This is a genomic window from Ruegeria sp. BK1 (genome assembly GCF_056535645.1).
In genome coordinates, this window is sequence record NZ_JBQFIS010000003.1 from 272,521 (window position 1) to 297,325 (window position 24,805).

The 24,805-nt window shown below is 58.0% G+C and carries 27 protein-coding genes and 1 tRNA gene; 22 read left to right on the top strand and 6 right to left on the bottom strand.

Annotated elements, in window-relative coordinates; all coding sequences use genetic code 11:
• Positions 1–10 precede the first annotated feature (10 nt).
• The 9 genes from pqqB (at position 11) to ACR3E7_RS22210 (ending at position 6,701) form a co-directional block, all read left to right on the top strand.
• A complete protein-coding gene (gene pqqB, locus ACR3E7_RS22170) occupies positions 11–898 on the top strand; it encodes a pyrroloquinoline quinone biosynthesis protein PqqB (protein WP_480503822.1) in 888 nt (295 codons plus the stop codon).
• Positions 895–1,623 carry a pyrroloquinoline-quinone synthase PqqC gene (pqqC, locus tag ACR3E7_RS22175; RefSeq protein ID WP_480503821.1) on the top strand — a complete coding sequence of 243 codons (729 nt, stop codon included), beginning with the start codon at positions 895–897 and terminating at the stop codon, positions 1,621–1,623. The genes pqqB and pqqC overlap by 4 nt, the downstream gene beginning before the upstream one ends.
• The gene (gene pqqD / locus ACR3E7_RS22180; protein ID WP_170790036.1) at positions 1,620–1,907 is read left to right on the top strand and encodes a pyrroloquinoline quinone biosynthesis peptide chaperone PqqD; all 288 of its coding nucleotides are present in this window, start codon (positions 1,620–1,622) and stop codon (positions 1,905–1,907) included. Before pqqC ends, pqqD begins: the two co-directional genes overlap by 4 nt.
• Positions 1,904–2,983 carry a pyrroloquinoline quinone biosynthesis protein PqqE gene (gene pqqE / locus ACR3E7_RS22185; protein ID WP_480503820.1) on the top strand — a complete coding sequence of 360 codons (1,080 nt, stop codon included), beginning with the start codon at positions 1,904–1,906 and terminating at the stop codon, positions 2,981–2,983. Before pqqD ends, pqqE begins: the two co-directional genes overlap by 4 nt.
• Positions 2,984–3,109: 126 nt before the next feature.
• Positions 3,110–4,105: a 1,2-phenylacetyl-CoA epoxidase subunit PaaA gene (paaA, locus tag ACR3E7_RS22190; RefSeq protein WP_170790034.1), complete on the top strand. Its 996-nt coding sequence runs from the start codon at positions 3,110–3,112 to the stop codon at positions 4,103–4,105.
• A 3-nt stretch (positions 4,106–4,108) separates the two neighbouring features.
• Positions 4,109–4,399 (top strand): 1,2-phenylacetyl-CoA epoxidase subunit PaaB, encoded by a 291-nt coding sequence (gene paaB, locus ACR3E7_RS22195; protein ID WP_170785990.1) that lies wholly within the window; start codon positions 4,109–4,111, stop codon positions 4,397–4,399.
• Positions 4,399–5,160, top strand: a complete 762-nt coding sequence (gene paaC, locus ACR3E7_RS22200; protein WP_480503819.1) for a 1,2-phenylacetyl-CoA epoxidase subunit PaaC — start codon at positions 4,399–4,401, stop codon at positions 5,158–5,160. Before paaB ends, paaC begins: the two co-directional genes overlap by 1 nt.
• A 5-nt stretch (positions 5,161–5,165) precedes the next feature.
• Positions 5,166–5,624 carry a 1,2-phenylacetyl-CoA epoxidase subunit PaaD gene (gene paaD, locus ACR3E7_RS22205; RefSeq protein WP_480503817.1) on the top strand — a complete coding sequence of 153 codons (459 nt, stop codon included), beginning with the start codon at positions 5,166–5,168 and terminating at the stop codon, positions 5,622–5,624.
• Between the two features lie 9 nt (positions 5,625–5,633).
• Positions 5,634–6,701, top strand: coding sequence for a 2Fe-2S iron-sulfur cluster-binding protein (locus ACR3E7_RS22210; RefSeq protein ID WP_480503816.1), 1,068 nt, complete (start codon positions 5,634–5,636; stop codon positions 6,699–6,701).
• On the opposite strand, the gene ACR3E7_RS22215 is transcribed toward ACR3E7_RS22210, so the two are convergent.
• The 3 genes from ACR3E7_RS22215 to paaI are packed head-to-tail and all read right to left on the bottom strand — an operon-like array spanning position 6,698 to position 9,048.
• Positions 6,698–7,306 carry a TetR/AcrR family transcriptional regulator gene (locus ACR3E7_RS22215; RefSeq protein WP_170773565.1) on the bottom strand — a complete coding sequence of 203 codons (609 nt, stop codon included), beginning with the start codon at positions 7,304–7,306 and terminating at the stop codon, positions 6,698–6,700. The genes ACR3E7_RS22210 and ACR3E7_RS22215 overlap by 4 nt on opposite strands.
• 4 nt (positions 7,307–7,310) lie before the next feature.
• The gene (gene paaK / locus ACR3E7_RS22220) at positions 7,311–8,612 is read right to left on the bottom strand and encodes a phenylacetate--CoA ligase PaaK (protein ID WP_480503815.1); all 1,302 of its coding nucleotides are present in this window, start codon (positions 8,610–8,612) and stop codon (positions 7,311–7,313) included.
• Positions 8,613–8,622: 10 nt separating this feature from the next.
• Positions 8,623–9,048: a hydroxyphenylacetyl-CoA thioesterase PaaI gene (gene paaI / locus ACR3E7_RS22225; protein WP_480503814.1), complete on the bottom strand. Its 426-nt coding sequence runs from the start codon at positions 9,046–9,048 to the stop codon at positions 8,623–8,625.
• A 149-nt stretch (positions 9,049–9,197) separates the two neighbouring features.
• Here paaI and paaZ point away from each other — a divergent pair, with 149 nt between their 5' ends.
• From paaZ to ACR3E7_RS22245, 4 genes are all read left to right on the top strand, one after another.
• Positions 9,198–11,249, top strand: a complete 2,052-nt coding sequence (paaZ, locus tag ACR3E7_RS22230) for a phenylacetic acid degradation bifunctional protein PaaZ (protein WP_480503813.1) — start codon at positions 9,198–9,200, stop codon at positions 11,247–11,249.
• Between the two features lie 74 nt (positions 11,250–11,323).
• Positions 11,324–12,058, top strand: a complete 735-nt coding sequence (locus ACR3E7_RS22235) for a hypothetical protein (RefSeq protein WP_480503812.1) — start codon at positions 11,324–11,326, stop codon at positions 12,056–12,058.
• A gap of 149 nt (positions 12,059–12,207) precedes the next feature.
• Positions 12,208–13,071: an SGNH/GDSL hydrolase family protein gene (locus tag ACR3E7_RS22240; protein WP_480503811.1), complete on the top strand. Its 864-nt coding sequence runs from the start codon at positions 12,208–12,210 to the stop codon at positions 13,069–13,071.
• A gap of 23 nt (positions 13,072–13,094) precedes the next feature.
• Complete coding sequence (locus ACR3E7_RS22245; RefSeq protein ID WP_170773553.1) at positions 13,095–13,979, top strand: SGNH/GDSL hydrolase family protein; 885 nt, start codon at positions 13,095–13,097, stop codon at positions 13,977–13,979.
• Here the strand turns inward: ACR3E7_RS22245 and ACR3E7_RS22250 are convergent.
• Positions 13,976–14,605 (bottom strand): response regulator transcription factor, encoded by a 630-nt coding sequence (locus ACR3E7_RS22250; protein ID WP_170773551.1) that lies wholly within the window; start codon positions 14,603–14,605, stop codon positions 13,976–13,978. The genes ACR3E7_RS22245 and ACR3E7_RS22250 overlap by 4 nt on opposite strands.
• A 218-nt stretch (positions 14,606–14,823) precedes the next feature.
• Between ACR3E7_RS22250 and ACR3E7_RS22255 the strand changes: the two genes are divergently transcribed.
• The 7 genes from ACR3E7_RS22255 (at position 14,824) to ACR3E7_RS22285 (ending at position 21,240) form a co-directional block, all read left to right on the top strand.
• Positions 14,824–16,065 (top strand): pyridoxal-phosphate-dependent aminotransferase family protein, encoded by a 1,242-nt coding sequence (locus tag ACR3E7_RS22255; RefSeq protein WP_480503810.1) that lies wholly within the window; start codon positions 14,824–14,826, stop codon positions 16,063–16,065.
• 28 nt (positions 16,066–16,093) lie between these two features.
• On the top strand, positions 16,094–17,293 hold the full coding sequence (locus tag ACR3E7_RS22260) for a malate--CoA ligase subunit beta (RefSeq protein ID WP_170790024.1): 1,200 nt from the start codon (positions 16,094–16,096) through the stop codon (positions 17,291–17,293).
• The gene (gene sucD / locus ACR3E7_RS22265) at positions 17,290–18,180 is read left to right on the top strand and encodes a succinate--CoA ligase subunit alpha (protein ID WP_170773545.1); all 891 of its coding nucleotides are present in this window, start codon (positions 17,290–17,292) and stop codon (positions 18,178–18,180) included. Before ACR3E7_RS22260 ends, sucD begins: the two co-directional genes overlap by 4 nt.
• Positions 18,180–19,151: a 2-hydroxyacid dehydrogenase gene (locus ACR3E7_RS22270; RefSeq protein ID WP_480503829.1), complete on the top strand. Its 972-nt coding sequence runs from the start codon at positions 18,180–18,182 to the stop codon at positions 19,149–19,151. The genes sucD and ACR3E7_RS22270 overlap by 1 nt, the downstream gene beginning before the upstream one ends.
• Before the next feature lie 28 nt (positions 19,152–19,179).
• Positions 19,180–20,157 carry an HpcH/HpaI aldolase/citrate lyase family protein gene (locus ACR3E7_RS22275; protein WP_480503809.1) on the top strand — a complete coding sequence of 326 codons (978 nt, stop codon included), beginning with the start codon at positions 19,180–19,182 and terminating at the stop codon, positions 20,155–20,157.
• Positions 20,158–20,377: 220 nt separating this feature from the next.
• On the top strand, positions 20,378–20,899 hold the full coding sequence (locus ACR3E7_RS22280; protein ID WP_480503808.1) for a DUF4142 domain-containing protein: 522 nt from the start codon (positions 20,378–20,380) through the stop codon (positions 20,897–20,899).
• 92 nt (positions 20,900–20,991) lie between these two features.
• Positions 20,992–21,240, top strand: coding sequence for a plastocyanin/azurin family copper-binding protein (locus ACR3E7_RS22285; RefSeq protein WP_480503807.1), 249 nt, complete (start codon positions 20,992–20,994; stop codon positions 21,238–21,240).
• Positions 21,241–21,364: 124 nt separating this feature from the next.
• Here ACR3E7_RS22285 and ACR3E7_RS22290 read toward each other — a convergent pair whose 3' ends face one another.
• Both ACR3E7_RS22290 and ACR3E7_RS22295 read right to left on the bottom strand, forming a co-directional pair.
• Complete coding sequence (locus ACR3E7_RS22290) at positions 21,365–21,688, bottom strand: helix-turn-helix domain-containing protein (RefSeq protein ID WP_480503806.1); 324 nt, start codon at positions 21,686–21,688, stop codon at positions 21,365–21,367.
• Positions 21,689–21,904: 216 nt separating this feature from the next.
• Positions 21,905–21,989, bottom strand: a tRNA-Leu gene (locus tag ACR3E7_RS22295).
• A 392-nt stretch (positions 21,990–22,381) separates the two neighbouring features.
• Here ACR3E7_RS22295 and ACR3E7_RS22300 point away from each other — a divergent pair.
• Both ACR3E7_RS22300 and ACR3E7_RS22305 read left to right on the top strand, forming a co-directional pair.
• Positions 22,382–22,789: a hypothetical protein gene (locus tag ACR3E7_RS22300; protein WP_480503805.1), complete on the top strand. Its 408-nt coding sequence runs from the start codon at positions 22,382–22,384 to the stop codon at positions 22,787–22,789.
• Positions 22,790–22,791: 2 nt separating this feature from the next.
• Positions 22,792–24,801: a dynamin family protein gene (locus tag ACR3E7_RS22305; RefSeq protein ID WP_480503804.1), complete on the top strand. Its 2,010-nt coding sequence runs from the start codon at positions 22,792–22,794 to the stop codon at positions 24,799–24,801.
• The last annotated feature ends 4 nt before the right edge of the window (positions 24,802–24,805 follow it).

Sequence of the window (24,805 nt, forward strand, 5' to 3'; positions counted from 1 at the left end):
GAGGCCCGAGGTGCATTTTCTGGTTCTTGGGGCTTCTGCAGGCGGTGGTCTACCGCAATGGAATTGTGGTTGCCGGAATTGCGAGGACGCCCGCAAGGGCCTCATCCCGCCTTCCGGCCAATCATCGTTGGCAGTCTCGCCAGACGGCGTTCGGTGGAGCATTCTGAACGCATCACCTGACATCCGGCAGCAGATGCTGGACAATCCGAAAATGCATCCTCGTGCGCTGCGCGACACGCCTGTGGCGTCAGTGTTGCTGACCAATGGGGATATCGACCATATCGCCGGGTTGTTGAGCCTGCGTGAACAGACGCCGTTTTCGTTGTTTGCAACGGGGGATATTCTGGATGTTCTGGCCCAGAACAGAATCTTCGATGCTGTGAACCGGGAAAAGGTGGAACGGACACGCATTTCTCTGGATCAGGACTTTGCTTTGCAGGACGGCTTGCAAGCGCGGCTGTTTGCGGTTCCGGGCAAAGTGCCTTTGTTCATGGAAGGTGACAGTGTTCAAACCAATCTAATCGGGGAGCAAACCGTTGGGGTACGCCTGACGACAGGGGAAAAGGTCGCCTATTACATTCCCGGATGTGCGCAAATCACCCCTGCTCTGCTGGATCAGCTTGTGGATGCGGAGCAGTTGTTCTTTGACGGAACACTTTGGGATGATGATGAGATGATCCGCACCGGCACCGGAGTAAAGACGGGTCAGCGCATGGGTCATATCTCGGTCAGTGGTGCGGACGGTTCGATCGAGGGGCTAAAGGGCATCGCGGCGGCCAAGACCTATATCCATATCAACAACACCAACCCGATGCTGCAACCAAACGGACCCGAGCGCGCCTTTGTCGAGGCCGCAGGCTGGACCATCGCCTATGACGGGCAGGAGATCACGATATGAGCCGAGAGAGCCTTGAAGCCCGTCTGCGTCAGATCGGGGCCGAGCGCTATCATGACAAGCACCCGTTTCATCACCGCCTGCACAGCGGTGAGTGCACCCCGGATCAGGTGCGAGCCTGGGTGATCAACCGCTGGGCCTATCAGGCCGCGATCCCGATGAAAGACGCGGCCTTCATGTCGCGCTGCACCGATCCGGACATCCGCCGCGAATGGCGCTCGCGCATCGAGGACCATGATGGCGACATTGGCGAAGGCGGTGGCATCCGGCGCTGGTTGAAACTGGCCGAGGCGGTTGGGCTTGATCCTGACTATGTCGCCTCGGGGCGTGGGATTTTGCCTGCCACGCAATTCGCAGTGGATGCTTATGTGCATTATGTGCGTGAGAAGCCGCTGTTGCAGGCAGTCGCGTCCTCGCTGACCGAGCTTTTTGCGCCGAAGATTCATGAACAGCGGATCGAAGGGCTGCTGGAGCATTACGATTTTGCCAATGCCGACAGTCTGTCCTATTTCCGCAAACGTCTGACTCAGGCCCCCAAGGATGTGGCTTTTGGCCTGAATTGGGTTCTGGATCATGCCGACACGTCCGAGAAAGAGGACATGGCCTGCGAGGCTCTGATCTTCAAAACCAATGTGTTGTGGGCGCAGTTGGATGCGCTGTGGTCGGCCTATGTTGAACCTGGGATGATCCCTCCGGGTGCGTGGCAACCGGGCGAGGGTTTGCTATGACTCTGGAACTGCGCCAGAGCGACCGTCCATACCTGCCGCGCGGCGTGCGGGTGCAGCGCGATGAGGTGCGCGACCGCACGGTGTTGATGGCGCCCGAGAAGGTGATCGAGCTGGATCAGATCGGGATGGCTATTTTGTCCCGCGTCGATGGGTCTGCCCGGTTTTCCGAGATCGTGCAGGACCTTGCCGCTACCTACAACGCCCCGGCCGAGCAGATTGAAACGGATGTTCAGCGCTTTTTGCAGACCTTGCGCAGCCGCGTCTATCTGATGGTGCGGGAATGAGTGCCCCTGCCCCCATCGCAATGCTGGCCGAGCTGACGCATCGCTGTCCGCTGAGCTGCCCCTATTGCAGCAATCCGGTGGAACTTGAACGCAAAGAGACCGAGCTGGACACTGAGACTTGGAAAGACGTGTTCAAACAGGCCCGCGCGCTGGGTGTTTTGCAGCTGCATCTCTCCGGGGGGGAGCCCGCATCCCGGAGAGATCTGGAAGAACTGACAGAATACGCATCACAAATTGGGCTTTACACCAATCTGATCACCTCGGGCATCGGGCTGACCCCCAAAAGGCTGGACCGGCTGGAAGAGGTCGGGCTGGATCATGTCCAACTGTCGCTGCAAGGGACGAATGCCGCTTTGGCTGATCATATCGGCGGGTATCGCGGCGGGTTTGACCGTAAGATGATCGTTGCGCGCGAGATCCGGGATCGGGGCATTCCCTTGACCCTGAATGCCGTGATGCATCGGCAAAATCTGGATGATCTGGACCGCACGATTGAAATGGCCGTCGAATTGGGAGCACGCAGGCTTGAGGTTGCCTGTGTCCAATTCCATGGATGGGCTTTGAAAAATCGTGCCGCACTGTTGCCGACACGTGAGCAGACTCTGGCCGTGAAGGACACGGTCGCCAAAGCCGCGCAGCGTCTGCAAGGCGTTCTGGCGTTCGATTTTGTTCCGCCAGACTACTATGCGGATTTTCCAAAGGCCTGCATGGGCGGCTGGGGCTCGACCGGGTTGAACGTGACGCCAGATGGCACTGTTCTGCCCTGCCACGCCGCGCAAACCATCAAAAATCTGCAGTTTGACAACGTCCAAAATAAAACGCTGGCGGAAATCTGGCAAAACAGTCCGGCCTTCAACGCCTATCGCGGGACGGATTGGTTGCCGGAACCCTGCCAGAGTTGCGAGCGGAAAGAGATCGACTTTGGCGGCTGCCGCTGTCAGGCCTTGGCCTTGGCCGGGGATGCGGCTGCGACCGATCCGGTGTGTCGCAAGTCGCCCTTGCATGCGCAGGTCTCGGCCATTTTGCAGGAAGAGCCGGAAGCAGGTTCGAATGATCTGATCTACCGAAAGCTTTGATTTCACGTTCGGTTTTTTGTTGGTGAAAATATGTTACAAAAATATTGAATATTGGAAAAAATGTAACATAATAGAGGGTGGGACGACTGAATCAGTCACCCTAGGGTGTGTAAGGAGGACGCAGCCATGTACGCGCAGATGGTACAGTCGACCGGAAAAGGTGTTCAGGACCGCAAGGAGATGAGCCCCGAGGATCAGGCCTTTCAAGACCGCATTGATCGCGGCGAAAAGATCGAGCCCAAGGATTACATGCCCGATGCCTATCGCAAGACGTTGATCCGCCAGATCGGCCAACACGCCCATTCCGAGATTGTCGGGCAACTGCCCGAAGGCAATTGGATCACCCGCGCCCCGACACTAGAACGCAAAGCCAATCTGCTGGCCAAGGTGCAGGACGAGGCGGGGCATGGGCTGTATCTTTATTGCGCGGCCGAAACGCTGGGGGTCAGCCGGGATGAGCTGGTCGAGATGTTGCACTCCGAGCGGATGAAGTATTCGTCCATCTTCAACTACCCCACCCTCACATGGGCCGATATGGGCGCGGTTGGTTGGCTGGTTGATGGGGCTGCGATCATGAATCAGGTGCCGTTGCAGCGCACCTCTTTTGGTCCTTACGCGCGGGCGATGGTGCGTATCTGCAAGGAAGAAAGCTTTCACCAGCGCCAAGGCTACCACATCATGATCAAGATGGCGAAAGAGGGCACCGCTGATCAAAAGCGCATGGCGCAGGATGCGCTGAACCGGTTCTGGTACCCCGCGCTGATGATGTTTGGGCCGTCCGACAAGGAAAGTGTGCATTCGGCGCAGTCGATGGCGTGGAAAATCAAGATCAACACCAATGATGAGCTACGGCAGAAATTCGTGGACGAAACCGTCCCGCAGGCCGAGTTCCTTGGCCTGACCATCCCCGACGAGAACCTGCGATGGAACGATGAGACCGGACACTATGAATTCAGCGAACCCGACTGGTCCGAATTCTTCGAAGTGATCTCGGGCAATGGCCCGTGCAATGTCGAGCGTCTGAACGCCCGGCGGAAGGCCTGGGACGATGGCGCGTGGGTGCGAGAGGCCATGCTGGCCCATGCCCGCAAATCCCAAAAACGCGCGCAAGCGGCGGAGTAAGCAATGACACATGAAAACGAATGGCCCCTGTGGGAAGTCTTTATTCGCGGCCAGCACGGTATGAGCCACCGGCATGTCGGCTCATTGCACGCAGCCGATGCGGAACACGCGATCCGCAATGCGCGTGATGTCTATACCCGTCGGAACGAGGGCGTCAGTATCTGGGTGGTCGAGGCCGCGAAGATCACCGCCTCCAGCCCCTCGGATAAGGGGCCTCTGTTCGATCCGGCGCGGGACAAGGTCTATCGTCATCCGACGTTTTACGACATCCCGGAAGAAGTTGGGAAAATGTGATGGCTCTGGAAAACCCCCTGTTCGAATTCCTGCTCAGACAAGGGGACAATGCCCTTGTGCTGGGGCATCGCACGTCGGAATGGTGCGGGGTTGCGCCAATTCTGGAAGAAGATATAGCGCTGGCCAATATGGCGCTGGACCTGATCGGTCAGACGCAGATGTGGCTGGGCTATGCGGGCGAGGTCGAAGGGACCGGTCGCTCGGCCGATGATCTGGCCTATCTGCGCGACGTCTACGATTTTCGCAACCTGTTGATGCTTGAGGTCCCGAATGGTGACTTTGGCCGAACCCAGATGCGTCAATTCCTGTTCGATGCGTTTCAGGTGCCTTGGCTGACGCGCTTGCAAGACTCCGGCGATACCCGCATTGCCGAGATCGCGGCGAAATGCGTGAAAGAGGCGCTTTATCATTTGGAACGGTCGTCCCAGACCGTGATCGCTTTGGGTGATGGAACCGAGGACAGCAACGCGCGCATGGTTGAGGCGTTGATGTTCCTGTGGCCCTATAGCGGCGAGATGTTTGTTGATGACGCAACCGATCAGGCGATGGCCGATACGGGCGTTGCCCCCCTGCCCTCGGAGCTGCGCGCGCCGTGGTTGGAGACGGTCAAAGCTGTTGCGGCAGAGGCCTGTCTGACCCTGCCTGACAGCGACTATGCGCAGAAAGGCGGGCGTACAGGGTTCCGCCATACAGAACACCTGGGCCATATGCTAGCGGTGATGCAAACCTTGCAGCGCTCCTATCCGGGGGCCACGTGGTAGGTACGATGGCTGTCACCGAAGCGGAGGTCTGGGATTGGCTTGAAAACGTGCCCGACCCTGAGATTCCGGTGATCTCGGTCGTTGATCTGGGCGTGATCCGGGGGGTGGACGTCAGGAAAGACAGTGTGACTGTGACGATCACGCCGACCTATTCCGGGTGTCCCGCCATGGCGGTGATTGCGTTGGACATAGAAGCCGAATTGTCGCGCAACGGCATCGACAATCTGGACATCCAGACCCGTATAGCCCCGGCATGGACAACTGACTGGCTGTCCCCAAAAGGCCGCGCCCGGCTTGAGGAGTTCGGCATCGCCCCGCCGCAACCCGCAGGTGGCCCCAAACGGTGCCCGCATTGCAAATCAAAGCAGGTCGAAAAGATCAGCCAGTTCGGCTCGACCCCTTGCAAGGCCCAGTGGCGCTGCATGGATTGTCTTGAACCCTTTGACTATTTCAAATGTATCTGAGGTCCCGTTATGGCTATGTTTCATCCCCTTAAAGTAACGGACATCCACAAAACCATCCGCGACGCGGTGGTCGTGACCTTGAAACCCGAAAACCCCGAGCATTTTGCGTTTGCGCCGGGCCAGTATCTCACCTTCAAACGGGATTTCGATGGAGATGAGTTGCGCCGGTCCTATTCGATCTGCGCCGCCCCGCATGAAGGTATCTTGCAGGTTGGCATCAAAAGCGTGGATGGCGGTGCCTTTTCCACCTGGGCCAATACCGAGCTGCAAGTGGGCGATGTCATGGACGCCATGCCGCCGATGGGCAATTTCCATGCGGCCGCCAATGCCGATGCGCCGCACTACCTGGGCTTCGCCGGGGGCTCTGGCATCACGCCGGTGCTTTCGATCCTGAAAACCGCATTGACCGAGGACCCGTCGGCCCGGTTCACACTGGTTTACGCAAACCGTACCCCCAATACGATCATGTTTCGGGAAGAGTTGGAGGACCTCAAGAACCGCTTTCTGCACCGGTTGAACATCGTGCATATCCTGGAAGATGACAGTCAGGAGATTGACCTGTTCAAAGGCCGCGTCGATGCCGAAAAATGCGCGGCCCTGTTCCAGCACTGGATCGACATCAACTCGGTCTCTCTGGCCTATATTTGTGGGCCAGAACCGATGATGCTGGCGATTTCGCAATCGTTGAAAGATCACGGCCTGACAAAGGATCAGATCCGGTTCGAGCTGTTTGCTTCATCCCAACCGGGACGTGCCAGAACCCGCGCTGTCTCGCGGTCGGTGGCTGAGAATGGCATCAAGGGGCGCGTCACATTGGGCGGCGAAACGCGGCAGTTCACCATTCCCAAGGATACCAGCCTGCTCGAGGCCGCGCTGGCTGAAAACCTGGATGCGCCCCATGCCTGCAAGGCGGGCGTGTGCTCGACCTGCAAGGCGAAAGTGTTGGAGGGCGAGGTCGAGATGGTCGCCAACCATGCGCTGGAAGACTATGAGGTTGAGGCAGGGTTCGTTCTGACTTGTCAGTGCTTTGCACTGTCCGACAAGGTGGTCTGGGACTATGACGAGGCGGGGCACTAGCCCGCGTTCTGCACTCCGGGCAACCCGGCAACGGTTAGGCGCGCGATGGTTCTGGCATAGCCTTCGCGATCGGCCCGCGTGGCTTTGGGTTGCCACATATAGTACCAGTTCAGCATTCCGAAGACTGACATTGTCACTTCGCGCAAAAGCTGCTGGTTATCTCCCAGCTTGCCGTCACTGATCGCGTTGAGAATAGCGCTCATCTGCGCGACCATGTCTTTTTGGTAGGCCTTCAGAACCTTCTGCATGTTTTGCGGCAGCAGCGACACGCCTTCGCTTTGGATTTTGTGTTCGAAATCCATGCCTTCATAGGCCAACAGGTATTCCCGCAGAACCAGATGCAATCGATCCGCTGGGGGCATGTCGTCCAAATTGAGAGCCGTGACGCGGTTATTCAATTCAGAGAGGTAAGTGTCCAGAATATCGAACAACAAGGCCTCTTTGCCGTCGTAATAGTGGTAGATGTTGGCCTTCGAAATCCCCGCAGCCTTAGCCACTTGGTTCATCGAGGCGCGCGCAATGCCTTCGCGTGCGAACACGCTGGCGGCGACCGACAGGATGCTTTGACGTTTCTGGTCGTGATCCTTTGCGATGGTGCGGGCCACTGGTTTAGCCCTTGGGTCTGTTGTCGATCACGCGGCGGGCTTTGCCCTGACTGCGTTCAACACTGCCGGGGGTGCCGACAGATACGGTCGCGCCGACGCCGATCGTGTCCCTGATCTTTTTTGCCAAGACCCCGGACAGGGCCTGTCTGGAGTCCTCGCTTGCCGCAGCCTCAACATGCACTGTCATCGCGTCCATGCGCCCGTCGCGGGTCAGTTCGATCTGGAAATAAGGGGCCAGATCAGGAGTTGCGAGAACCAGTTCCTCGACCTGAGTGGGAAACACATTCACGCCGCGTAGAATGATCATGTCGTCCGAGCGCCCGGTGATCTTCTCCATCCGCCGCATTGACCGCGCCGTGCCCGGCAACAGCCGTGTCAGATCACGGGTCCGGTAGCGGATCATGGGCAGGCCCTCTTTGGTGAGGGTGGTGAAAACCAACTCGCCCATTTCGCCATCCGGCAGAACTTCACCGGTTTCAGGGTCGATAATTTCGGGAAAGAAGTGATCTTCCCAAATATGCAGCCCGTCCTTGGTTTCGACACATTCATTGGCCACACCCGGCCCCATGATCTCGGACAGGCCGTAGATATCGACCGCATGCATGTCGAACGCCTCTTCGACCTCGGCACGCATGGCATTGGTCCATGGCTCTGCGCCAAAAATGCCGACCTCCAAAGAGGTGTCACGCGGGTCGATCCCCGCCGCGTGGAATTGTTCCAGGATGTTGAGCATATAGGACGGCGTCACCATGATCGTGCTGGGGCTGAAGTCTTGAATCAGCATCACTTGCCGCTCGGTCATACCGCCCGAGACCGGGACGACAGTGCAGTTCAGCTTTTCCGCACCGTAGTGTGCACCCAAGCCGCCGGTGAACAGGCCATAGCCATAAGCGACTTGCACAGTATCACCGGGTTTGGTGCCGCTGGCGCGCATTGATCGGGCGACCAGATGGGCCCAGTTGTCGATATCCGTGCGCGTATACCCGACCACGGTTGGCTTTCCGGTGGTCCCGGATGAGGCATGAAGGCGCAGGATCTGATCCTGCGGCACGGCGAAAAGCCCAAACGGATAATTGTCGCGCAGGTCATTTTTGTAGGTAAATGGGAATCTGGACAGGTCGCTCAGGTCCGTCAGGTCATCCGGGTGAACCCCTGCTGCATCGAACCGTTGTCGATACATGCGCACATTGTCATAGGCGTGTTTCAGTGACCATCTGAGCCGCTGTAGCTGAAGCGCTCTGATTTCATCCAGAGACGCAATTTCGATCGGGTCGAGCGTGTCTCGGGCCGGTGTCAGGTCTTTCATGGGCGCCTCCCTATTCTTCGAACAACTGTCCGGGCACGGCCCGAGAGCCGCCGCGGAATTCAGCGATCACAGCGTCGCTTTGGTTGGTGACGGTCACGTCATAAATGCCGCTACGCCCGGTCAGAGCGACCTCGCGCGCGCGGGCCGTCAGGCGGTCGCCCAAGCGGCCGGGCGTGATGTAAGAAATCGTGTTGTGTTGGGCGACAGTGGATTGATTGCGGCTGTTGCAGGCAAAGGCAAAGGCGCTGTCGGCCAGCATGAAGATCAGCCCACCGTGGCAAATCCCGTGCCCGTTGACGTGGTGTTCTGCGACGGTCAGGGACAGCTGCGCCTGCCCCTCATCCACCATATCAATCTGCATACCTGCCCAGGGGCTGGCATTGTCCGAGGCCCACATGACCCGGGCTGCACGTTCGGCGCGCTCTCTCGGGGTCATGATGGCACCTTTGGACGTCTGTCAGGCGCGTTATCCAGCACGATATTCTCCTTGATCTTTGCCCGTCCTAAATCTAAACATTCCATAAACCGACCGGTAGGTCAATTAATCAGTGACGCCTTGCCGGTCCTTATCGCGGGGATCGCCAGATGAATATTCAGGACGTGCACAGCTATGTTTGCGGGCAATGGATCGGCAGCGACAGCACCGCACGCGAGATCCATTCGGCCGTTACCGGTGAGCTGATCGCGCGCGCCGGAACCAGTCACTTGGATGTGGGCGCGATGCTGGTATACGCGCAGACTAAAGGCGGCCCTGCCCTGCGCAAGATGAGCTTTCACGACCGGGCCAGAATGCTCAAGGCGCTGGCGCTGCATCTGGGTCAGCATAAACAGGCGCTTTATGACGCCTCTTTCGCGACAGGGGCGACTCAAAGGGATCACATGATTGATGTCGATGGCGGGATCGGCACGGTTTTGGTCATCGCCAGCAAGGGTCGGCGCGAGATGCCCGATGACACGATCTATCTGGACGGCCCGGCTGAACGTCTGTCGCGGCAGGGTACGTTTTTGGGCCAGCATGTCTGCACCTCGCTGGCCGGTGTGGCCGTTCACATCAACGCGTTCAACTTCCCTGTCTGGGGGATGCTGGAAAAGCTGGCTCCGACCCTGCTGGCCGGTATGCCCGCGATTGTGAAACCGGCCACCGCGACCTGCTATGTGACTGAGCTGTGCGTTCGGATCATGCTGGACAGTGGTCTGCTGCCCGAAGGGGCCGTGCAGCTGATCAGCGGCAATCTGGGCCCGATACTGGATCATCTGGGCGGGCAGGATGTCGTCAGCTTCACAGGCTCGGCGGCGACGGCCCGCAAGCTGCGCAGTGCGCCCGGTATTCTGGACAACGCCACCCGCTTTGTGGCCGAGCAGGACAGCCTGAACGCGTCAGTCCTTGGTCCGGACGCAGTGCCCGGAACGCCCGAGTTTGACTTGTTTATCAAGGAGGTCCAGCGTGAGATGACCGCGAAAGCCGGGCAGAAATGCACCGCCATCCGCCGCATCATGGTGCCTGAGGCGCATATCGACGCGGTGTCAGATGCCCTGCGGGATCGGTTGAGCTCGGTCGTGATCGGGAATCCGGCGGATGAGAAGACTCAGATGGGAGCGCTGGTTTCGCAAGCGCAACGCCGTGATGTGTTGGAAAAGGCGGCTCTGATCGGGCAAGAGGCCGAGCGTATTTTCGGCGACCCCGATGATTTTACTGTCCACGGCGCCGACGCAGACAAAGGGGCATTTGTCCCGCCGATGCTGTTCCGCTGTAATACGCCGGATGCGGCCCAAACTCTGCACGCGGTCGAAGCCTTTGGTCCTGTTTCTACAGTGATGCCCTATCGGGATTTGGATCACGCGATTGAACTGGCCAACAAGGGCGAGGGCAGCCTTGTGGCTTCGGTCATCACACATGACCCCGAGGTCGCGCGCCAGTTTGTGATTGGTGCCGGGGCGTTTCATGGGCGGCTCTACCTCAACAACCGTGACTCGATGAAAGAAAGCACCGGCCATGGGTCCCCCCTGCCCCACATGGTTCATGGCGGCCCTGGTCGCGCAGGCGGCGGCGAAGAGCTGGGCGGCATACGCGGTGTGATGCACTATATGCAGCGAACTGCCGTACAAGGCAGCCCGGACCTGTTGACGCGGATCGGCAAGAAATGGGTGCCGGGGGCGACCGAGGCCAGGGACCGCGCCCATCCCTTCACCCGCACGTTCCACGAATTGGAGGTCGGTGAGACGCTGGTGACTGACCCTCGCGAGATATCGCTGGATGATATTGAAACCTTCGCCCATTTCACGGGCGACACGTTCTACGCGCATATGGACGAGGTAGCGGCAAGTCGAAATCCGTTCTTTCCGGGGCGGGTTGCCCACGGATACCTGCTGCTGAGTTTTGCGGCGGGGCTGTTTGTACAGCCGGACGAAGGCCCGGTACTGGCCAATACCGGCCTCGACAATCTGCGGTTCCTGAAACCGGTGCAGGCGGGCGATAGTATCCGCGTGCACCTGACGGTCATGCAAAAGACCCCGCGCAACCAGGACTATGGTGAGGTACGCTGGCATGTCTCGATCCGCAACCAAGAGGACGAGCTGACCGCCGAATACGAGTTGCTGACTATGAACGCCTATGCGCAGCCTGATCCTGCGGGATAAGCGTAGCCACGTGACCCGTCGGCATGGTACTTAAAGGGGCGCAACAGAGTGTACCCCCTTGGAAAGACCTACATTTGACTCCTGCCGAGACATTGATTGAAGACCTTAGCGCGCTGGAGCCGATCAAGACCTGGTCCCTGATCGTGACGCTGTTTGGTGACCTGAATGGTCAGCCCGTCACCGGCAAGCAGCTGGGTGCAATTCTGGGCCGGGTCGGGATTAAGACCGAAGCCATGCGCGTTGCCCTGCACAGGCTGCGCAAGGACGGCTGGATCGTATCCACCAAAATCGGCCGCGAAGTGACCTATAGCCTGTCCAGCCATGGTTTGACCGAAACCCGCGCGGTCTATGAGGACGTGTACCGTCAGGATGTTAAATTTCCCGATGGTTGGTGTGTGGCTTTGACTCGACAGGATTGTGAGCCGACCGGCGCGATGATCCGTCTGGACCGGGCATTGTTTCTGGTGCCGGTATCCGAGGCTACGCGCAGCGATCAGACACGGCTGCGGTTTGAACCCGAGCCCGTGCCCATGTGGTTCGCCGGCAAGATTGTTGCACCGCAGACCATAACGCATGTGCAGCGTCTTCATGATCTGGCGGGACGCATGGATTTTCTGACCCTGCCCGCCCTGCCCCAAGCCACGATACGCCTTCTGCTTCTGCACCATTGGCGCAAAATTGCGCTGCGAGGGTCAAGCTGGGCCCATATCTCACTATGTCCAGACGGCCCGCTTGCGCTATGCCATCAACGTGTTTCGGGTTTGTTGGCCGAACTGCCCAAACTTTCAACGGATCACCTGACGATGTGAGATCGACTCCGTCGTGCTCACCGATGCAACAGCGCAACGAACCCTTTTTGTAACCTGGTGTTGATTGGTATTTCATTGCCCAATACGCCATCTTTTACCGATCAGTAAGAAAACGGGTTGAAATTTGACCGCACGATCAAGGTGACTGCGTGACGACAAAGATAGTTTCATTTCTAAGCGCAGCGCTGGTTTCGGTGTTGATGTTGGGCGGCCACTCGGCCTTGGCACAGCCAGATATTCTGGTGCTTGGGGATAGCCAGATCTCGTTCGGGGCGGGCAAGGAATATGTTCGGTTCTTTGCGGAATTGCCGAACCGCTGCGAGATGACGCAAAAGCGCACCAAGCTGCTGGAAAAGCTGGGCCCGCGCCAGACGGCGGCCATCGGGGTGCGGTCGACATCGCTACAATCTTGGACCTCGACCAGCGGCCCGACGCGTGGTGCGATTTGTGACGTAGACAAGAAATACGGCGTGAATGCAGGCGCCTACGGCATAGACGGCAACCCGGACCGGGTGTTCATCCAGATCGGCAAAGGCAAGTCCTATCAGTTCTGCAAGCCGAAACAGACCGCCTTCGAGTCGATGTTTGCAGATGGCTACTATGACCCCGACCTGCTGATCCTGACCTTTCTGGGCAATTCTGCGGACAGATGGGCAAACTCACCCGACGCGGCCGAAGAGGACGTGCGGCGGACTTTAGCTCAGGTGCCTGAAGATACGGCATGTATCTATATCTCCAGCGCGCCGGTTTACCTGAAAAAGACGAATGACAAGCGGATGAAAGCGCAAACCGCCATCGCCCGCGCGTTCGACCGCGCCGATGCGCAGTGTATTGCGGTTGAGGGGTTCAACGCGAAAACACGTGCGGCAATCGAAGGGAAGCCCAAGTTTTTTCGCCGCAACGATGCCGGTCGCGTCAAAGACCCGCATCATCCCAGCAACGCCGCCATTCGCCAATTTTTAAAGATCAACACGACCGAGTTTTGCGACGCCATATTCTCGGCCCTTGAATAAAGAGACCGCATAAAGGGGGAAACATGCAGTTTCTGACAAAAGCACTGAGCCTTGTCATAGGCGCGTTGATGATGGTGCCTGCAGCGCAGGCGGAACCTTTCGACTCGCCCGAGATTTTGATTATCGGTGACAGCCAGATATCTTTCGGGTCAGGCCCGGCATTTCTGGAGTTTTTCAGCGACATAAAAAGCCATTGCAAACCAAACGCCCAGCAAAAAAGCCATCTGAAACGTTTGGGGAAGATGCGCGTGGGTGTCATTGGTGTTCGTTCCAGCTCGATCAGCGCGTGGACGGCGCGATCGGGGGCCGGAAAGGACACGATCTGCAAGGTCGATCCGAAATGGCGGGTGAACGCGGGTGCCTATGGTTTTGTCAACAATTCCGACAAGAAATTCGTCCAGATCGGGCAAGGGCGCGAATACCAGTTCTGCGCGCCGGGGACCTCGCCTTTGGAGCAGATGCTGCGCGAGGATTACTATGACCCAAAGCTGATACTGATGTCATTTCTGGGCAATTCGGCCAAACGTTGGGCCAACAGCCCCGAGGCCGCGATCCGCGATGTGCAGCGCCTGAAAAGCCAGCTGCCGCCGGATTTGCCCTGTATCTTCATGACGACGGCACCGGCCTATAAGAAAAAGATCGTGGACCTGCGTCTGCGCGCGCAGGAAAACCTGATGAAGGCGTTTGAGACCTCTGGCCTGCGCTGTTCTTTCGTGCCGGGGGCGACGCCGGAAACCGTTGCGGCCAATCAGGGCAACAAAGAGTATTTCCGGCTGAACAAGAAAGGGCTGGTCAAGGATCCCTACCATCCCAACGAAGCGGCCGCGAAAAACTTCTTTGCGCTTGAGATGGATCAGATTTGCACGGCCATTTTCACCCAGATCGAACCGGTGAAAGAGCAGAGCTAGTCCGACGCCGTCTTGGACGAATAGTAGAACGCAATTGCCTGGGCCCGGTTCTTGACCGAGAGCTTTTCGTAGATGTTGGACAGGTGAAACTTCACCGTGTTGGCCGAAATTTGCAGCTCTTTCGATAGATCACGGTTGGATAAGCCTTTGGCCAAGGCTTCAAGGATTACAATTTCCTTGCGCGACAGGCTTTGCAGCGGGTCCCTTTGCATTTTGCGCACGTCGATAAATGGGAACACCATCTTGCCGCGCGCAACGTCGATGCAGGTTTCCAGCAGCCCCTCGACCTCGCCCGAGCGCGAGGCGAACCCGGCCGCCCCCGCCTGCATCGCCAATCGGGGGATTTCTCCGCCGTCATCGCCATAGACGACAAAACGCGGCGGGTTCTCTTGTTCGCGCAGGACCTCGATCAGCTTTGCAGCACCAAGAACGGGCAAATTCCACGAGATCACGCAGATTTTGACCGGCACCCGCATGATGGCACCCAGAAACCCTTCGGCCGTTGCTGACGTAGCGACCAGAGAGAATCGGGGGTCACGCTCGAATATTTCAGACATGGCCGACAGAACCAGCGGGTTGTTGTTGGCCAGCATGACATCAATGGGGCGTGAGGCGGCATCGGACATTGATTTTCCCCGAAAAATTACAAAAACTACCCGTATGGGTAGGCTCAAAATCCGTATACAACGGCATATTTACCAGAATGGGTAGTTTCTTGCCCACCCCAACAGATATCCAAAGGCAGTAGTAAGTTACGTTGCGTGACGAGGCAAGATTCGATTTTCCTCACCCTGAACACGTCTGGCCGGGCACCCCCAACCCCGGTCGTTTTGGAGGATCGAACGTGACATTTCAAATCTACCCTACCCTCGAAATCCCTGAAACACTTGCTGCGGGTCCTGGCCCCGGCAATACGGATGCCCGTGTTTTGCAGGCATTCGCCAGTGCCGGTGTTGCCGACCATATGCAGGGCGACGTTCTGCGCGGTATGATCGAATGCAAGCACATGCTGCGTCAGATCTGGGGGACTGAGAACACCTATACTTTCGCTGTCGCCGGAACCGGTTGGAGCGGGCTGGACACCATGTTCTCGGCCGTGATGACGGGTGACAAGGTTGTCGCCTTTACCAACGGCACCTTCTCGGGCATCGATGCGCTGACCCTGCGGATCAAAGCCGCCACCCCGACCGAGCACGCAGCAAACCCGCTGGACCCGCAAGCTGCAAGCGTCACCGTGATTGAGGTGCCCCATGGCCAACCCGTCACCGGCGAGATGGTCGACGAGGTTTTGGCGCAGCATAAACCGAAATGGGCCTTCATGGCGCACTGGGAAACCGGTTCGGGCCGTGTGAACGATATTCAGGGCTTTTCGGACGCGTGCGAACGTCATGGCGCGATGGGCCTGATCGACGCTGTGTCGTCTCTCGGTGTGTCGGATTTCCGCATTGACGATTTCCCTGGCGTCGCAGGATGGGCGTCGTGTCCGCAAAAAGGCCTGTGCTGCCTGCCGCTGACCTATGCACCAGTCAGCTTTACCGACGCTTATATCGAGGTATTGAAGACGTCGGGCGCTTATTCCTACGTTCACAACCCGATCTTCGAGGCACGCCACTGGGGCATCGTCGATGGACAAGATGTCGAGAAAGGCACTTACCACCGCACCCATTCGGGCTATGCCGTGGCCGCCTTCCATGAATCCCTGCGCCTGACCCTGATCGAGGGGTTGGCCAAACGTGCCCAATCCTACAAAACGCACGAGGCCGTGCTGCGCGATGCCGTGACTGCGATGGGATGCCAGGTGACGTCGGATATGCCCAGCCTTGTGGTGTTGAACCTGCCGCCGGAACTGGCCGGTCGTGAGATGGAGCTGGTGCAGAATTGTCGGGCACAGGGATTTGGTATCTGGCCGACGCTCAGCGCGCCTGTTCAGGTCCGGATTGGCATCCTGAACCAGCTGAACCACCAGGCCATCAGCCACATCGTGCGCCTGTTCGGCCAAGCGGTGCAGGACATGGGCGGCTCCGTTGATCTTGAGGCGGTCGAGGCCCTGCTGGAAAGCCGCTACGGCACGTCGATCGCGGCCTGACCGCGCTGCATGAACGGGAGGAATGCAGATGGATATCCATGAATATCAAGCGAAAGAATTGCTGTCGAAATTTGGTGTCGAGACCCCTTCGGGGGCCTTGGCCTACAGCCCCGAACAGGCCGCTTATCGCGCGCGCGAACTGGGCGGTGACAAGTGGATCGTCAAGGCGCAGGTCCATGCCGGTGGGCGTGGCAAGGCCGGTGGCGTCAAGCTGTGCAGCTCGGAAAGCGAAATCCATGCGGCCTGTGACGACATGTTCGGCCGTAAGCTGGTCACGCATCAGACCGGGCCCGAAGGCAAAGGCATCTACCGCGTCTATGTGGAATCCGCGGTGCCGATTGATCGTGAGATCTATCTGGGTTTTGTGCTGGATCGGTCCAGCCAGCGGGTGATGATTGTTGCCTCGTCTGAAGGCGGGATGGAGATCGAGGAAATTTCAGCCGAGCGTCCCGACAGCATCGTGCGCTCGATCGTTGAACCGGCGGTGGGCCTGCAGGAATTCCAGGCCCGCGAGATCGCGTTTAAATTGGGGCTTGAGCCGAAGCTGACCCAACACATGGTCCGCACCTTGCAGGGTTGCTATGCCGCTTTCAGCGAGCTGGACGCAACTATGGTCGAGATCAACCCGCTGGTCATCACTGGCGACGACCGTGTGTTGGCACTGGACGCGAAGATGAGCTTTGACGACAACGCTCTGTTCCGTCGCCCTCAGATCGCTGAACTGCGCGACAAAAGTCAGGAAGACCCGCGCGAAAGCCGCGCGGCGGATCGGGGCCTGTCTTATGTCGGGCTGGATGGCAATATCGGCTGCATCGTGAACGGCGCCGGTCTGGCTATGGCCACGATGGACACGATCAAGTTGGCCGGTGGCGAGCCTGCGAACTTTCTGGATATCGGTGGAGGTGCCTCGCCCGAGCGGGTGGCCAAGGCCTTCCGGCTGGTTCTGTCAGATGACAATGTTCAGGCGGTTCTGGTCAATATTTTCGCCGGCATCAACCGGTGCGACTGGGTGGCCGAAGGTGTCGTGCAGGCGCTGCGCGAGCTTGAGATTGACCTGCCAGTTATCGTGCGCCTTGCGGGCACGAATGTTGAAGAAGGTCAGAAAATCCTGGCCAAGTCGGGCCTGCCGATCATCCGCGCGACGACACTGATGGAAGCCGCCGAGCGCGCCGTAGGCGCATGGCGCAACGATTTGACCCAAAACACCAAGATGAGGGCCGTGCAATGAGCATTCTACTGGACCGTGATAGCCGCGTGATCGTTCAGGGCATCACCGGACGCATGGCACGCCTACACACTAAGGATATGGTGCAGTACGGCACCAATGTCGTCGGTGGCGTTGTCCCGGGTAAGGGTGGCGAAACCGTTGAAGGTGTGCCCGTCTTTGACACCGTCAAACAAGCGGTCGAGGCCACCGGCGCCGATGCCAGCCTTGTCTTCGTGCCGCCCCCGTTTGCGGCGGACTCGATCATGGAGGCCGCAGATGCCGGTATCCGTTATTGCGTCTGCATCACCGACGGTATCCCGGCGCAGGATATGATCCGCGTCAAACGCTACATGTACCGCTATCCCAAGGACAAACGCATGGTGCTGACCGGCCCGAACTGCGCTGGAACCATCAGCCCCGGTAAGGCGCTGTTGGGGATCATGCCGGGCCATATCTACCTGCCTGGCAATGTGGGCATCATCGGACGCTCGGGCACGTTGGGCTATGAAGCCGCAGCGCAGTTGAAAGAGCGCGGCATCGGTGTTTCGACCAGCGTCGGCATCGGCGGCGACCCGATCAACGGCTCGTCCTTCCGCGATATTCTTGAGCGTTTCGAACAGGATGAAGACACTGAGGTTATTGCTATGATCGGCGAGATTGGCGGCCCTCAGGAAGCCGAAGCGGCGGAATATATCCGCGATCACATCACCAAGCCCGTTGTGGCCTATGTCGCGGGTCTGACCGCGCCCAAGGGCCGGACGATGGGCCACGCAGGTGCAATCATCTCTGCCTTTGGCGAAAGCGCCAGCGAGAAGGTGGAAATCCTGTCGGCGGCGGGCGTGACCGTGGCCGAAAACCCGGCGGTGATCGGTGAAACCATCGCTCGTGTCATGGGAAAGGCTGCGTGATGGTCAAACCTTCGGTCCTTGTCACCCGTCGCTGGCCTGCCGCCGTCGAGGCGCAACTGGCCGAAAGCTATAACACCGTGCTGAATACCGGGGACATTCCGATGTCCCCGGCCGAGATCCGCGACGCGCTGAAAAAATACGACGCGGTTCTGCCCACTGTGACCGATACGCTCAGCGCCGAGGCGCTGGACGTGCCCGCCGCGCAAACCAAAATCCTCGCCAATTATGGCGTTGGCTACAGTCATATCAACGAACCGGCCGCCCGTGATCTGGGCATGACCGTGACCAACACGCCGGACGTCCTGTCCGAATGCACCGCCGATCTGGCCATGACGCTGTTGCTGATGGCCGCCCGTCGCGCCGGTGAAGGTGAGCGCGAGCTGCGCGCTGGTGGCTGGACCGGCTGGCGCCCGACCCATCTTGTGGGCACCAAGGTCAGCGGCAAGACGTTGGGCATTATCGGTTTTGGCCGCATCGGTCAGGAAATGGCCCGCCGGGCGCATCAAGGGTTCGGTATGAACATTCTGGTACAAAACCGCAGCACGGTCTCGCCCGACGTACTGAAGCAATTCAACGCCACGCAGGTCGACACGCTGGACGATTTGCTGCCGCAATGCGACTTCGTCTCGCTGCACTGCCCCGGTGGGGCCGCGAACCGTCACCTGATCAACGGGCGCAGGCTGGATCTGATGAAGCCTGATGCCTTCCTGATCAACACTGCGCGCGGTGAGGTGGTAGACGAGCATGCTCTGGTGCAGTCGCTGATGTTCGAAACCATCGGCGGGGCCGCGCTGGATGTGTTCGATGGCGAGCCGCGCATTAGCCCGGACCTGCTGCAATGCGACAATCTGGTGATGCTGCCGCATCTGGGCAGCGCCACCCGTGAATCGCGCGAGGCCATGGGCTTTCGCGTGTTGGACAATCTGGGCGACTTCTTTGCAGGCCGCTCACCCCGAGACCGCGTGATCTAACGCACACTTCTTTCAAAGGACCAAACCCATGAGCTTTTATGCCATCGAACAGGCACCCGCGCGCCTGAACCGCAGCGAACTCGCCGTGCCGGGCAGCCAGCCCAGTATGTTCGAAAAAGCGGCCCAGTCGGATGTCGATGTGATCTTCCTTGATCTGGAAGACGCGGTCGCGCCCGACGAAAAGGAACAGGCCCGCAAGAACATCATTCAGGCTTTGAATGACATCGACTGGGGCAACAAGACCATGTCCGTGCGGATCAATGGTCTGGATACCCACTATATGTACCGCGACGTGGTCGATGTGGTCGAACAGGCGGGTGAACGTCTGGACCTGATCATGATCCCCAAGGTCGGCACCGCAGCAGATGTTTATGCGGTCGACATGATGGTCACTCAGATCGAAGACGCGATGGGGTACAAGAAACGCATCGGGTTCGAGCACATTATCGAGACCGCGTTGGGCATGCAGAACGTCAGCGAGATCGCGGCGGCCTCGAAACGAAACGAAAGCCTTCATTTCGGTGTGGCTGACTATGCGGCCTCGACCCGCGCGCGCACCACGATCATTGGTGGTGTGAACCCGGACTATTCCGTACTGACCGATCCCGATGGTGACGCATCCCGCGCAACCCATTGGGGCGACATGTGGCACTATGCGCTGGCGCGTATGGTCGTGGCCGCGCGCGCCAACGGCCTGCGCCCGATTGACGGCCCGTTCGGCGATTTCCAGGACCCCGAAGGCTATAAGGCGGCTGCCAAACGCGCAGCCGTTCTGGGCTGCGAGGGTAAATGGGCCATCCACCCCAGCCAGATCGCGCTGGCCAACGAAGTCATGTCGCCCAGCGATGCTGAAGTCACCAAAGCACAGCGCATTCTGGTCGCCATGGCCGAGGCCGAGACTGCCGGCAAAGGGGCCGTATCGCTGGATGGTCGCCTGATTGACTATGCTTCGATCCGGCAGGCCGAAGTCATGGTCGAAAAAGCAAAGCAGATTGCAGCCGCTTGATCTGCTTGCCTCGCGCGGCGCTGCCTGATCCCAAACAGCGCCGCGCGTTTTAGTCCCTTTTCTGTGGGTTTGGACGGTCTGACTTGCCAATCCTGGTTCACATTTGCGCGCGCGTTCCGAAATCTGAACGATCTGTGCTGGATTTTGAACGGCTGAGTATGTGGTCTTGATCATCGTTGGGGATACTGGGCGCATCAGTCCAATCCAACGGAGATCCGTCATGAAAAGATTCCTCGCCACTTTCGCCATTTCGCTGGCTGTCGTAACCGCTGCTTCGGCGCAGGACGTTGCTGATATGAGCGACCTGGAATACGCGCATATCGCCTATACTGCTGACAACATTGACATTCGCTATGCGCATCTGGCCTTGGCGCTGTCGGAAAATCCCGACATCCACGAGTTTGCCAATACGATGATCCGGGATCATACCGCCGTTAACGCAGCGGCGCTGGGACTGATGGACAAGTTGGGTGCATCGGCGCAGGACAATGCATTCAGCCAGACATTGAATTCCAACGCGGAAGAGATCATCAACAATCTGTCGCAGCTGCGTGGTGCCGAGTTCGACAAGGCCTATGCGGCCAATGAACTGGCGTATCATCAGGCCGTCAACGAGCTGGTTGAGAACACCATGATCCCCAATATCGACAATGCCGAGGTTAAGGCGCTGTTCGAGCAGGGCCTTGAGATTTTCAAGGCGCATGAAGGTCATGCGGAAATGATGGTCGAGTCTCTGAACTGATGTCCAAACCTGTGTCACGTCGATTCGTCGTGATCGGAGCGGCTGCTTCGGCAGCCGCTTTGGTATCGCGGGGAAGTGCAGAGAATGCCCCAATGACGCATGAAATCCAAATCCGTCGCTTCAAGTTCGAGCCCGATCAAATACAGGTTCGTCCGGGGGATAGGATCAAGTGGGTCAATCTGGATATCGCACCCCATACAGCGACCGCAGTTGATCGCAGTTGGGACACGTTTGAGCTTGTGAAAGACGCAAGCGGTGAAATTGAAGTCACGGAAGGGATGGAACAGTTCTATTTTTGCGAGTTTCATCCGCATATGAAAGGCAGGCTCGAAATCCTTTGAGCGAGCTGAAATTGTCACTGTTTCCCAAAACATTGCGGGAACAAAGTTAGAAACCAGGAAACTCTACTCCCCCACTTTCTCACTCTGCCACCGGATTTACTATCGACTTTCTGAATGACTTAACTCAGGGCCTATCACGCCAAGCGTTGCGCAAGGTTATAGGCAACGCGGCGTCGTTGCCCTCATACAAGAAGTCCAGAGACAAGTCGTATTTCTTCCGAATGGCCAAGGCCCCATCCAGCGAGAGCCGCTGAGTTCCGGCCTCCCATAGAGAGTAAGCGCTACGTTTTACGCCGATGCTTTCGGCGTAATCCTGTTGGATTTTGCCGACGATAGTTTCGCGGTGCCATTTAAGGCGCTCTGCAATATCCATAAATGGGCGGGGTTTATTTGAGGTCATGGACGCGAGTTTCTTTTGCTTTAAGTCGTGGCGCAAGGCAGATTTCATGAACTTCAATCGGTCACTAGACCCTCGAAACGGTCAGGAAGTACCGCAGTCAAGCGAACCAAAAACGATCGTCAAAACTGGAGCAGGACCGGCACGGCTAGATTCTCGGAACAGAACAAAAACGAAATGTGAAACTGTACAACTAACTGGGAAACTCTAAAGCGATACCTTGCCACCAATCAGCAGATATTGGTAAATTGTCATTAAATTTCAATATGGTGCGGGTGGAGGGACTTGAACCCCCACGCCTTGCGGCGCCAGAACCTAAATCTGGTGCGTCTACCAATTTCGCCACACCCGCATCGTGGCATCTCGTGCCAGACTGAGGGCCAAATAGCAAAGCTTGAACCCAAGTGCGAGAGGGAAATTTCGACTCAGGTCAATAAATTCGGCTGGTCGGATCACGTCGTAATCACGGGCCTGCAGCGTTCGCCGCTTGCTCGCGTGGACAGCTTGGTGGTTGAGTGCATTATTGTCGCCTGCGGTCGCACAAAAATTATCGCTAAGGTATTGTATATAAACAAGAAACATATTTGCGCCACATTTCAAACGCCAAAAAATCTTATTCGCGTCAAATTAAGACCCCCTTGCAGATGGTTGATGGGCGCTGGGACCAGATGAGTCTTTTTGCCTCCGGGCGTTGTTGAAGAGCTTTTGCTCAACTCCAGAAAAAGGGTCGAAAACGTGACCAACATGATGAATTCAGCTGTGACCGAGCAAGATGCCGTTGGCCTTGCACGGGAAAGTTTTCTGGGCGAACTGAAATCCCTGAACCGGGATCATCCTAATACGGGTTTTGGCATTTCGTTGCGCACACATTCGGGGGGCCATTATCTGTTGGCAAATTCCCGCATGCCGCTGCCCGAAACCAAAGCCGCAGGTTTCCCCACGGGCCGTCGTCTGGCCTGTTTGGAAAACAGTGACAGTTTCAGCTCGATCGAAGTGCTGGCCGATTCCGGTGCTTATGAACAGATTTCGCCCTCGGCCGAGGCTGCCATTCTGGGCAATGCACTGAACCTGATCGCGCGGATCGACACGCTGACCAGCGTGCAGCACGACCAGATCGACCACCCCATCGCCGCTACAGGAACCGGAGGTTAACCATGGCGCGTAACGATCACCTTTTGTCCGTTGGCAACGAAGCTCTGACGCCGATGACCTCGGCCATGAAGGCTTTGACCACGCAGATCGACCAGCTGACAGAGGTGGCTGATGCGCGCTCCTCGGCGCGTCTTGCGACGCTGAAAACGCGGATGGAGAACTTCACCGCCAGCGTCACGCTTGTGGGGCAGGTCAAGGCAGGGAAATCCTCGATCGTGAATATCCTGGCCGGGCGCCCTGCCCTGTTGCCGTCGGATGTGAACCCGTGGACCTCGGTGGTGACAACGCTGAACATCAACACCCGGACCGAGGGTGACAAAAAGGCCAAGTTTACTTTCTTTGAACAGGAAGAATGGGACAACCTGATGGTCGGCGGTGGCCGGCTGGGCGAATTGGCCAATCGCGCCGGGGCCGATGACGAGATGGACGATATCCGCCGCCAAATCGGCGAGATGAAGGCCAAGTCGGAAGATCGTCTGGGCAAGCATTTCGACCTGATCCTGGGCCAGAGCCACCAATACGATTATTTCGACGAAGAACTGATCCAGCGCTATGTTTGCCTCGGGGATCAGGATGACCCGGATATCAATCCAAAGACTGGGCGATTTGCCGATGTGACGAAGTCTGCGGAACTGTTCATGGACATCCCGCAATACCCGATTTCGCTCAGACTGTGTGACACGCCCGGCGTCAACGATACCTTCATGGTGCGGGAGCAAATCACCTTGCGCAGTCTGCGCGGGTCCGAGGTTTGCGTGGTCGTACTGGCGGCAAGTCAGGCGCTGACCACGATGGATATGGCACTGATGCGCATCATCGCGCAGTTCGAGAACCGCCAAATCATCCTGTTCGTGAACCGAATTGATGAACTGGCCGATCCGGTCAATCAGGTACCCGAAATCCGCGACCGTATTCAGGACACGCTGAAACAGAACAATATTGACGGCAATACCAGCGTCGTGTTTGGCAGCGCGCTTTGGGCCGAGGCCGCACTGACCGGTAATCCTGACATCATGAACGAGGAATCGCGGCAGGCGCTGAACACCTTCTATTTGGCTGCAGGGTTTGGCGATCAGGCCCCCTCGCTGGACAAGATCTGGGCGCTTTCAGGCCTGCCCGATCTGCTGTTGGCGATGAACGAACGGATCGCCGAAGGCGCAGGCGCCCGCCTGTTGGACCGTGTGCGCCACAAAGCGCGCAACATTGCCAGCCAAATCCGCGCAACTGCCGTAGCCAAGAAACTGTCAGATGGTGATGGTGTGGTGCGTGACCTCGACGGTGTCTCTCCTGAGCAGGCCATTGCGACCGTTATTGCGGAATATGACAAAAAGGCCGCTGTGCTGACCACATCCCTGCGGGAAAAAGTGCTGGAGCGTCTGAACTCGGCCGAAAAGAACTTTGTCAAACGCGCGACGGATTCCTTGATTGCGCATCTGGAAGAGAATGGCGAAGAAGGCACTTGGCAATACGATCCCGCCGGACTGCGGACCTTGCAAAAGGCGGCCTATTTCAGCTTTGCCCGCGCGATGCGTAAAGAGGCTGGTGCGCTTTACAGTGCTGCTGCGGCGGATGTTGAAGCCCTCTATCATAAGCTGCTGGGTAATCATCTTGGCGAGTTCGCAATCGAAGCACCAATTGTGCCGCGTGTCCCGCCCCCGTTGGGCATTGGGCGCACGATTGCGCTGGATTTGCAAAGCACGTGGTGGCGCCGCTGGTGGCAACGCCGCAAAGGGTTCGAGGCTTACGCCGCAGACTACACCCGCCTGATTGCGTCCGAGGCAAGCTCGATCACGAAGGATATCGAAGAAAACCAGATCGCGGCGGTGTTGGAAAACGTGCGTGCTGTTCTGTCTGACTTCCTGCGCGAGCAGAAAGAGACATTGCTGAACATATCGGCCACCGCCGAAACCGACGCATCCCGGAATGCGCTGATGGCGGGCATGGCCCCGCAGAAATCGCGCGACGATATCCTGGGCGACATCCTGAAAGATCTAAGCAACGAGGCAGCATAAGTAG

What these genes read in the sequence shown, in the direction of transcription:
- pqqC (WP_480503821.1), top strand. Translation starts at nt 895, where the DNA reads ATGAGCCGAGAGAGCCTTGAAGCCCGTCTGCGTCAGATCGGGGCCGAG.
- pqqD (WP_170790036.1), top strand. Translation starts at nt 1,620, where the DNA reads ATGACTCTGGAACTGCGCCAGAGCGACCGTCCATACCTGCCGCGCGGC.
- pqqE (WP_480503820.1), top strand. Translation starts at nt 1,904, where the DNA reads ATGAGTGCCCCTGCCCCCATCGCAATGCTGGCCGAGCTGACGCATCGC.
- paaA (WP_170790034.1), top strand. Translation starts at nt 3,110, where the DNA reads ATGTACGCGCAGATGGTACAGTCGACCGGAAAAGGTGTTCAGGACCGC.
- paaB (WP_170785990.1), top strand. Translation starts at nt 4,109, where the DNA reads ATGACACATGAAAACGAATGGCCCCTGTGGGAAGTCTTTATTCGCGGC.
- paaC (WP_480503819.1), top strand. Translation starts at nt 4,399, where the DNA reads ATGGCTCTGGAAAACCCCCTGTTCGAATTCCTGCTCAGACAAGGGGAC.
- paaD (WP_480503817.1), top strand. Translation starts at nt 5,166, where the DNA reads ATGGCTGTCACCGAAGCGGAGGTCTGGGATTGGCTTGAAAACGTGCCC.
- ACR3E7_RS22210 (WP_480503816.1), top strand. Translation starts at nt 5,634, where the DNA reads ATGGCTATGTTTCATCCCCTTAAAGTAACGGACATCCACAAAACCATC.
- paaK (WP_480503815.1), bottom strand. Translation starts at nt 8,612, where the DNA reads ATGAAAGACCTGACACCGGCCCGAGACACGCTCGACCCGATCGAAATT.
- paaI (WP_480503814.1), bottom strand. Translation starts at nt 9,048, where the DNA reads ATGACCCCGAGAGAGCGCGCCGAACGTGCAGCCCGGGTCATGTGGGCC.
- paaZ (WP_480503813.1), top strand. Translation starts at nt 9,198, where the DNA reads ATGAATATTCAGGACGTGCACAGCTATGTTTGCGGGCAATGGATCGGC.
- ACR3E7_RS22245 (WP_170773553.1), top strand. Translation starts at nt 13,095, where the DNA reads ATGCAGTTTCTGACAAAAGCACTGAGCCTTGTCATAGGCGCGTTGATG.
- ACR3E7_RS22250 (WP_170773551.1), bottom strand. Translation starts at nt 14,605, where the DNA reads ATGTCCGATGCCGCCTCACGCCCCATTGATGTCATGCTGGCCAACAAC.
- ACR3E7_RS22260 (WP_170790024.1), top strand. Translation starts at nt 16,094, where the DNA reads ATGGATATCCATGAATATCAAGCGAAAGAATTGCTGTCGAAATTTGGT.
- sucD (WP_170773545.1), top strand. Translation starts at nt 17,290, where the DNA reads ATGAGCATTCTACTGGACCGTGATAGCCGCGTGATCGTTCAGGGCATC.
- ACR3E7_RS22270 (WP_480503829.1), top strand. Translation starts at nt 18,180, where the DNA reads ATGGTCAAACCTTCGGTCCTTGTCACCCGTCGCTGGCCTGCCGCCGTC.
- ACR3E7_RS22275 (WP_480503809.1), top strand. Translation starts at nt 19,180, where the DNA reads ATGAGCTTTTATGCCATCGAACAGGCACCCGCGCGCCTGAACCGCAGC.
- ACR3E7_RS22280 (WP_480503808.1), top strand. Translation starts at nt 20,378, where the DNA reads ATGAAAAGATTCCTCGCCACTTTCGCCATTTCGCTGGCTGTCGTAACC.
- ACR3E7_RS22285 (WP_480503807.1), top strand. Translation starts at nt 20,992, where the DNA reads ATGACGCATGAAATCCAAATCCGTCGCTTCAAGTTCGAGCCCGATCAA.
- ACR3E7_RS22290 (WP_480503806.1), bottom strand. Translation starts at nt 21,688, where the DNA reads ATGAAATCTGCCTTGCGCCACGACTTAAAGCAAAAGAAACTCGCGTCC.
- ACR3E7_RS22300 (WP_480503805.1), top strand. Translation starts at nt 22,382, where the DNA reads ATGATGAATTCAGCTGTGACCGAGCAAGATGCCGTTGGCCTTGCACGG.
- ACR3E7_RS22305 (WP_480503804.1), top strand. Translation starts at nt 22,792, where the DNA reads ATGGCGCGTAACGATCACCTTTTGTCCGTTGGCAACGAAGCTCTGACG.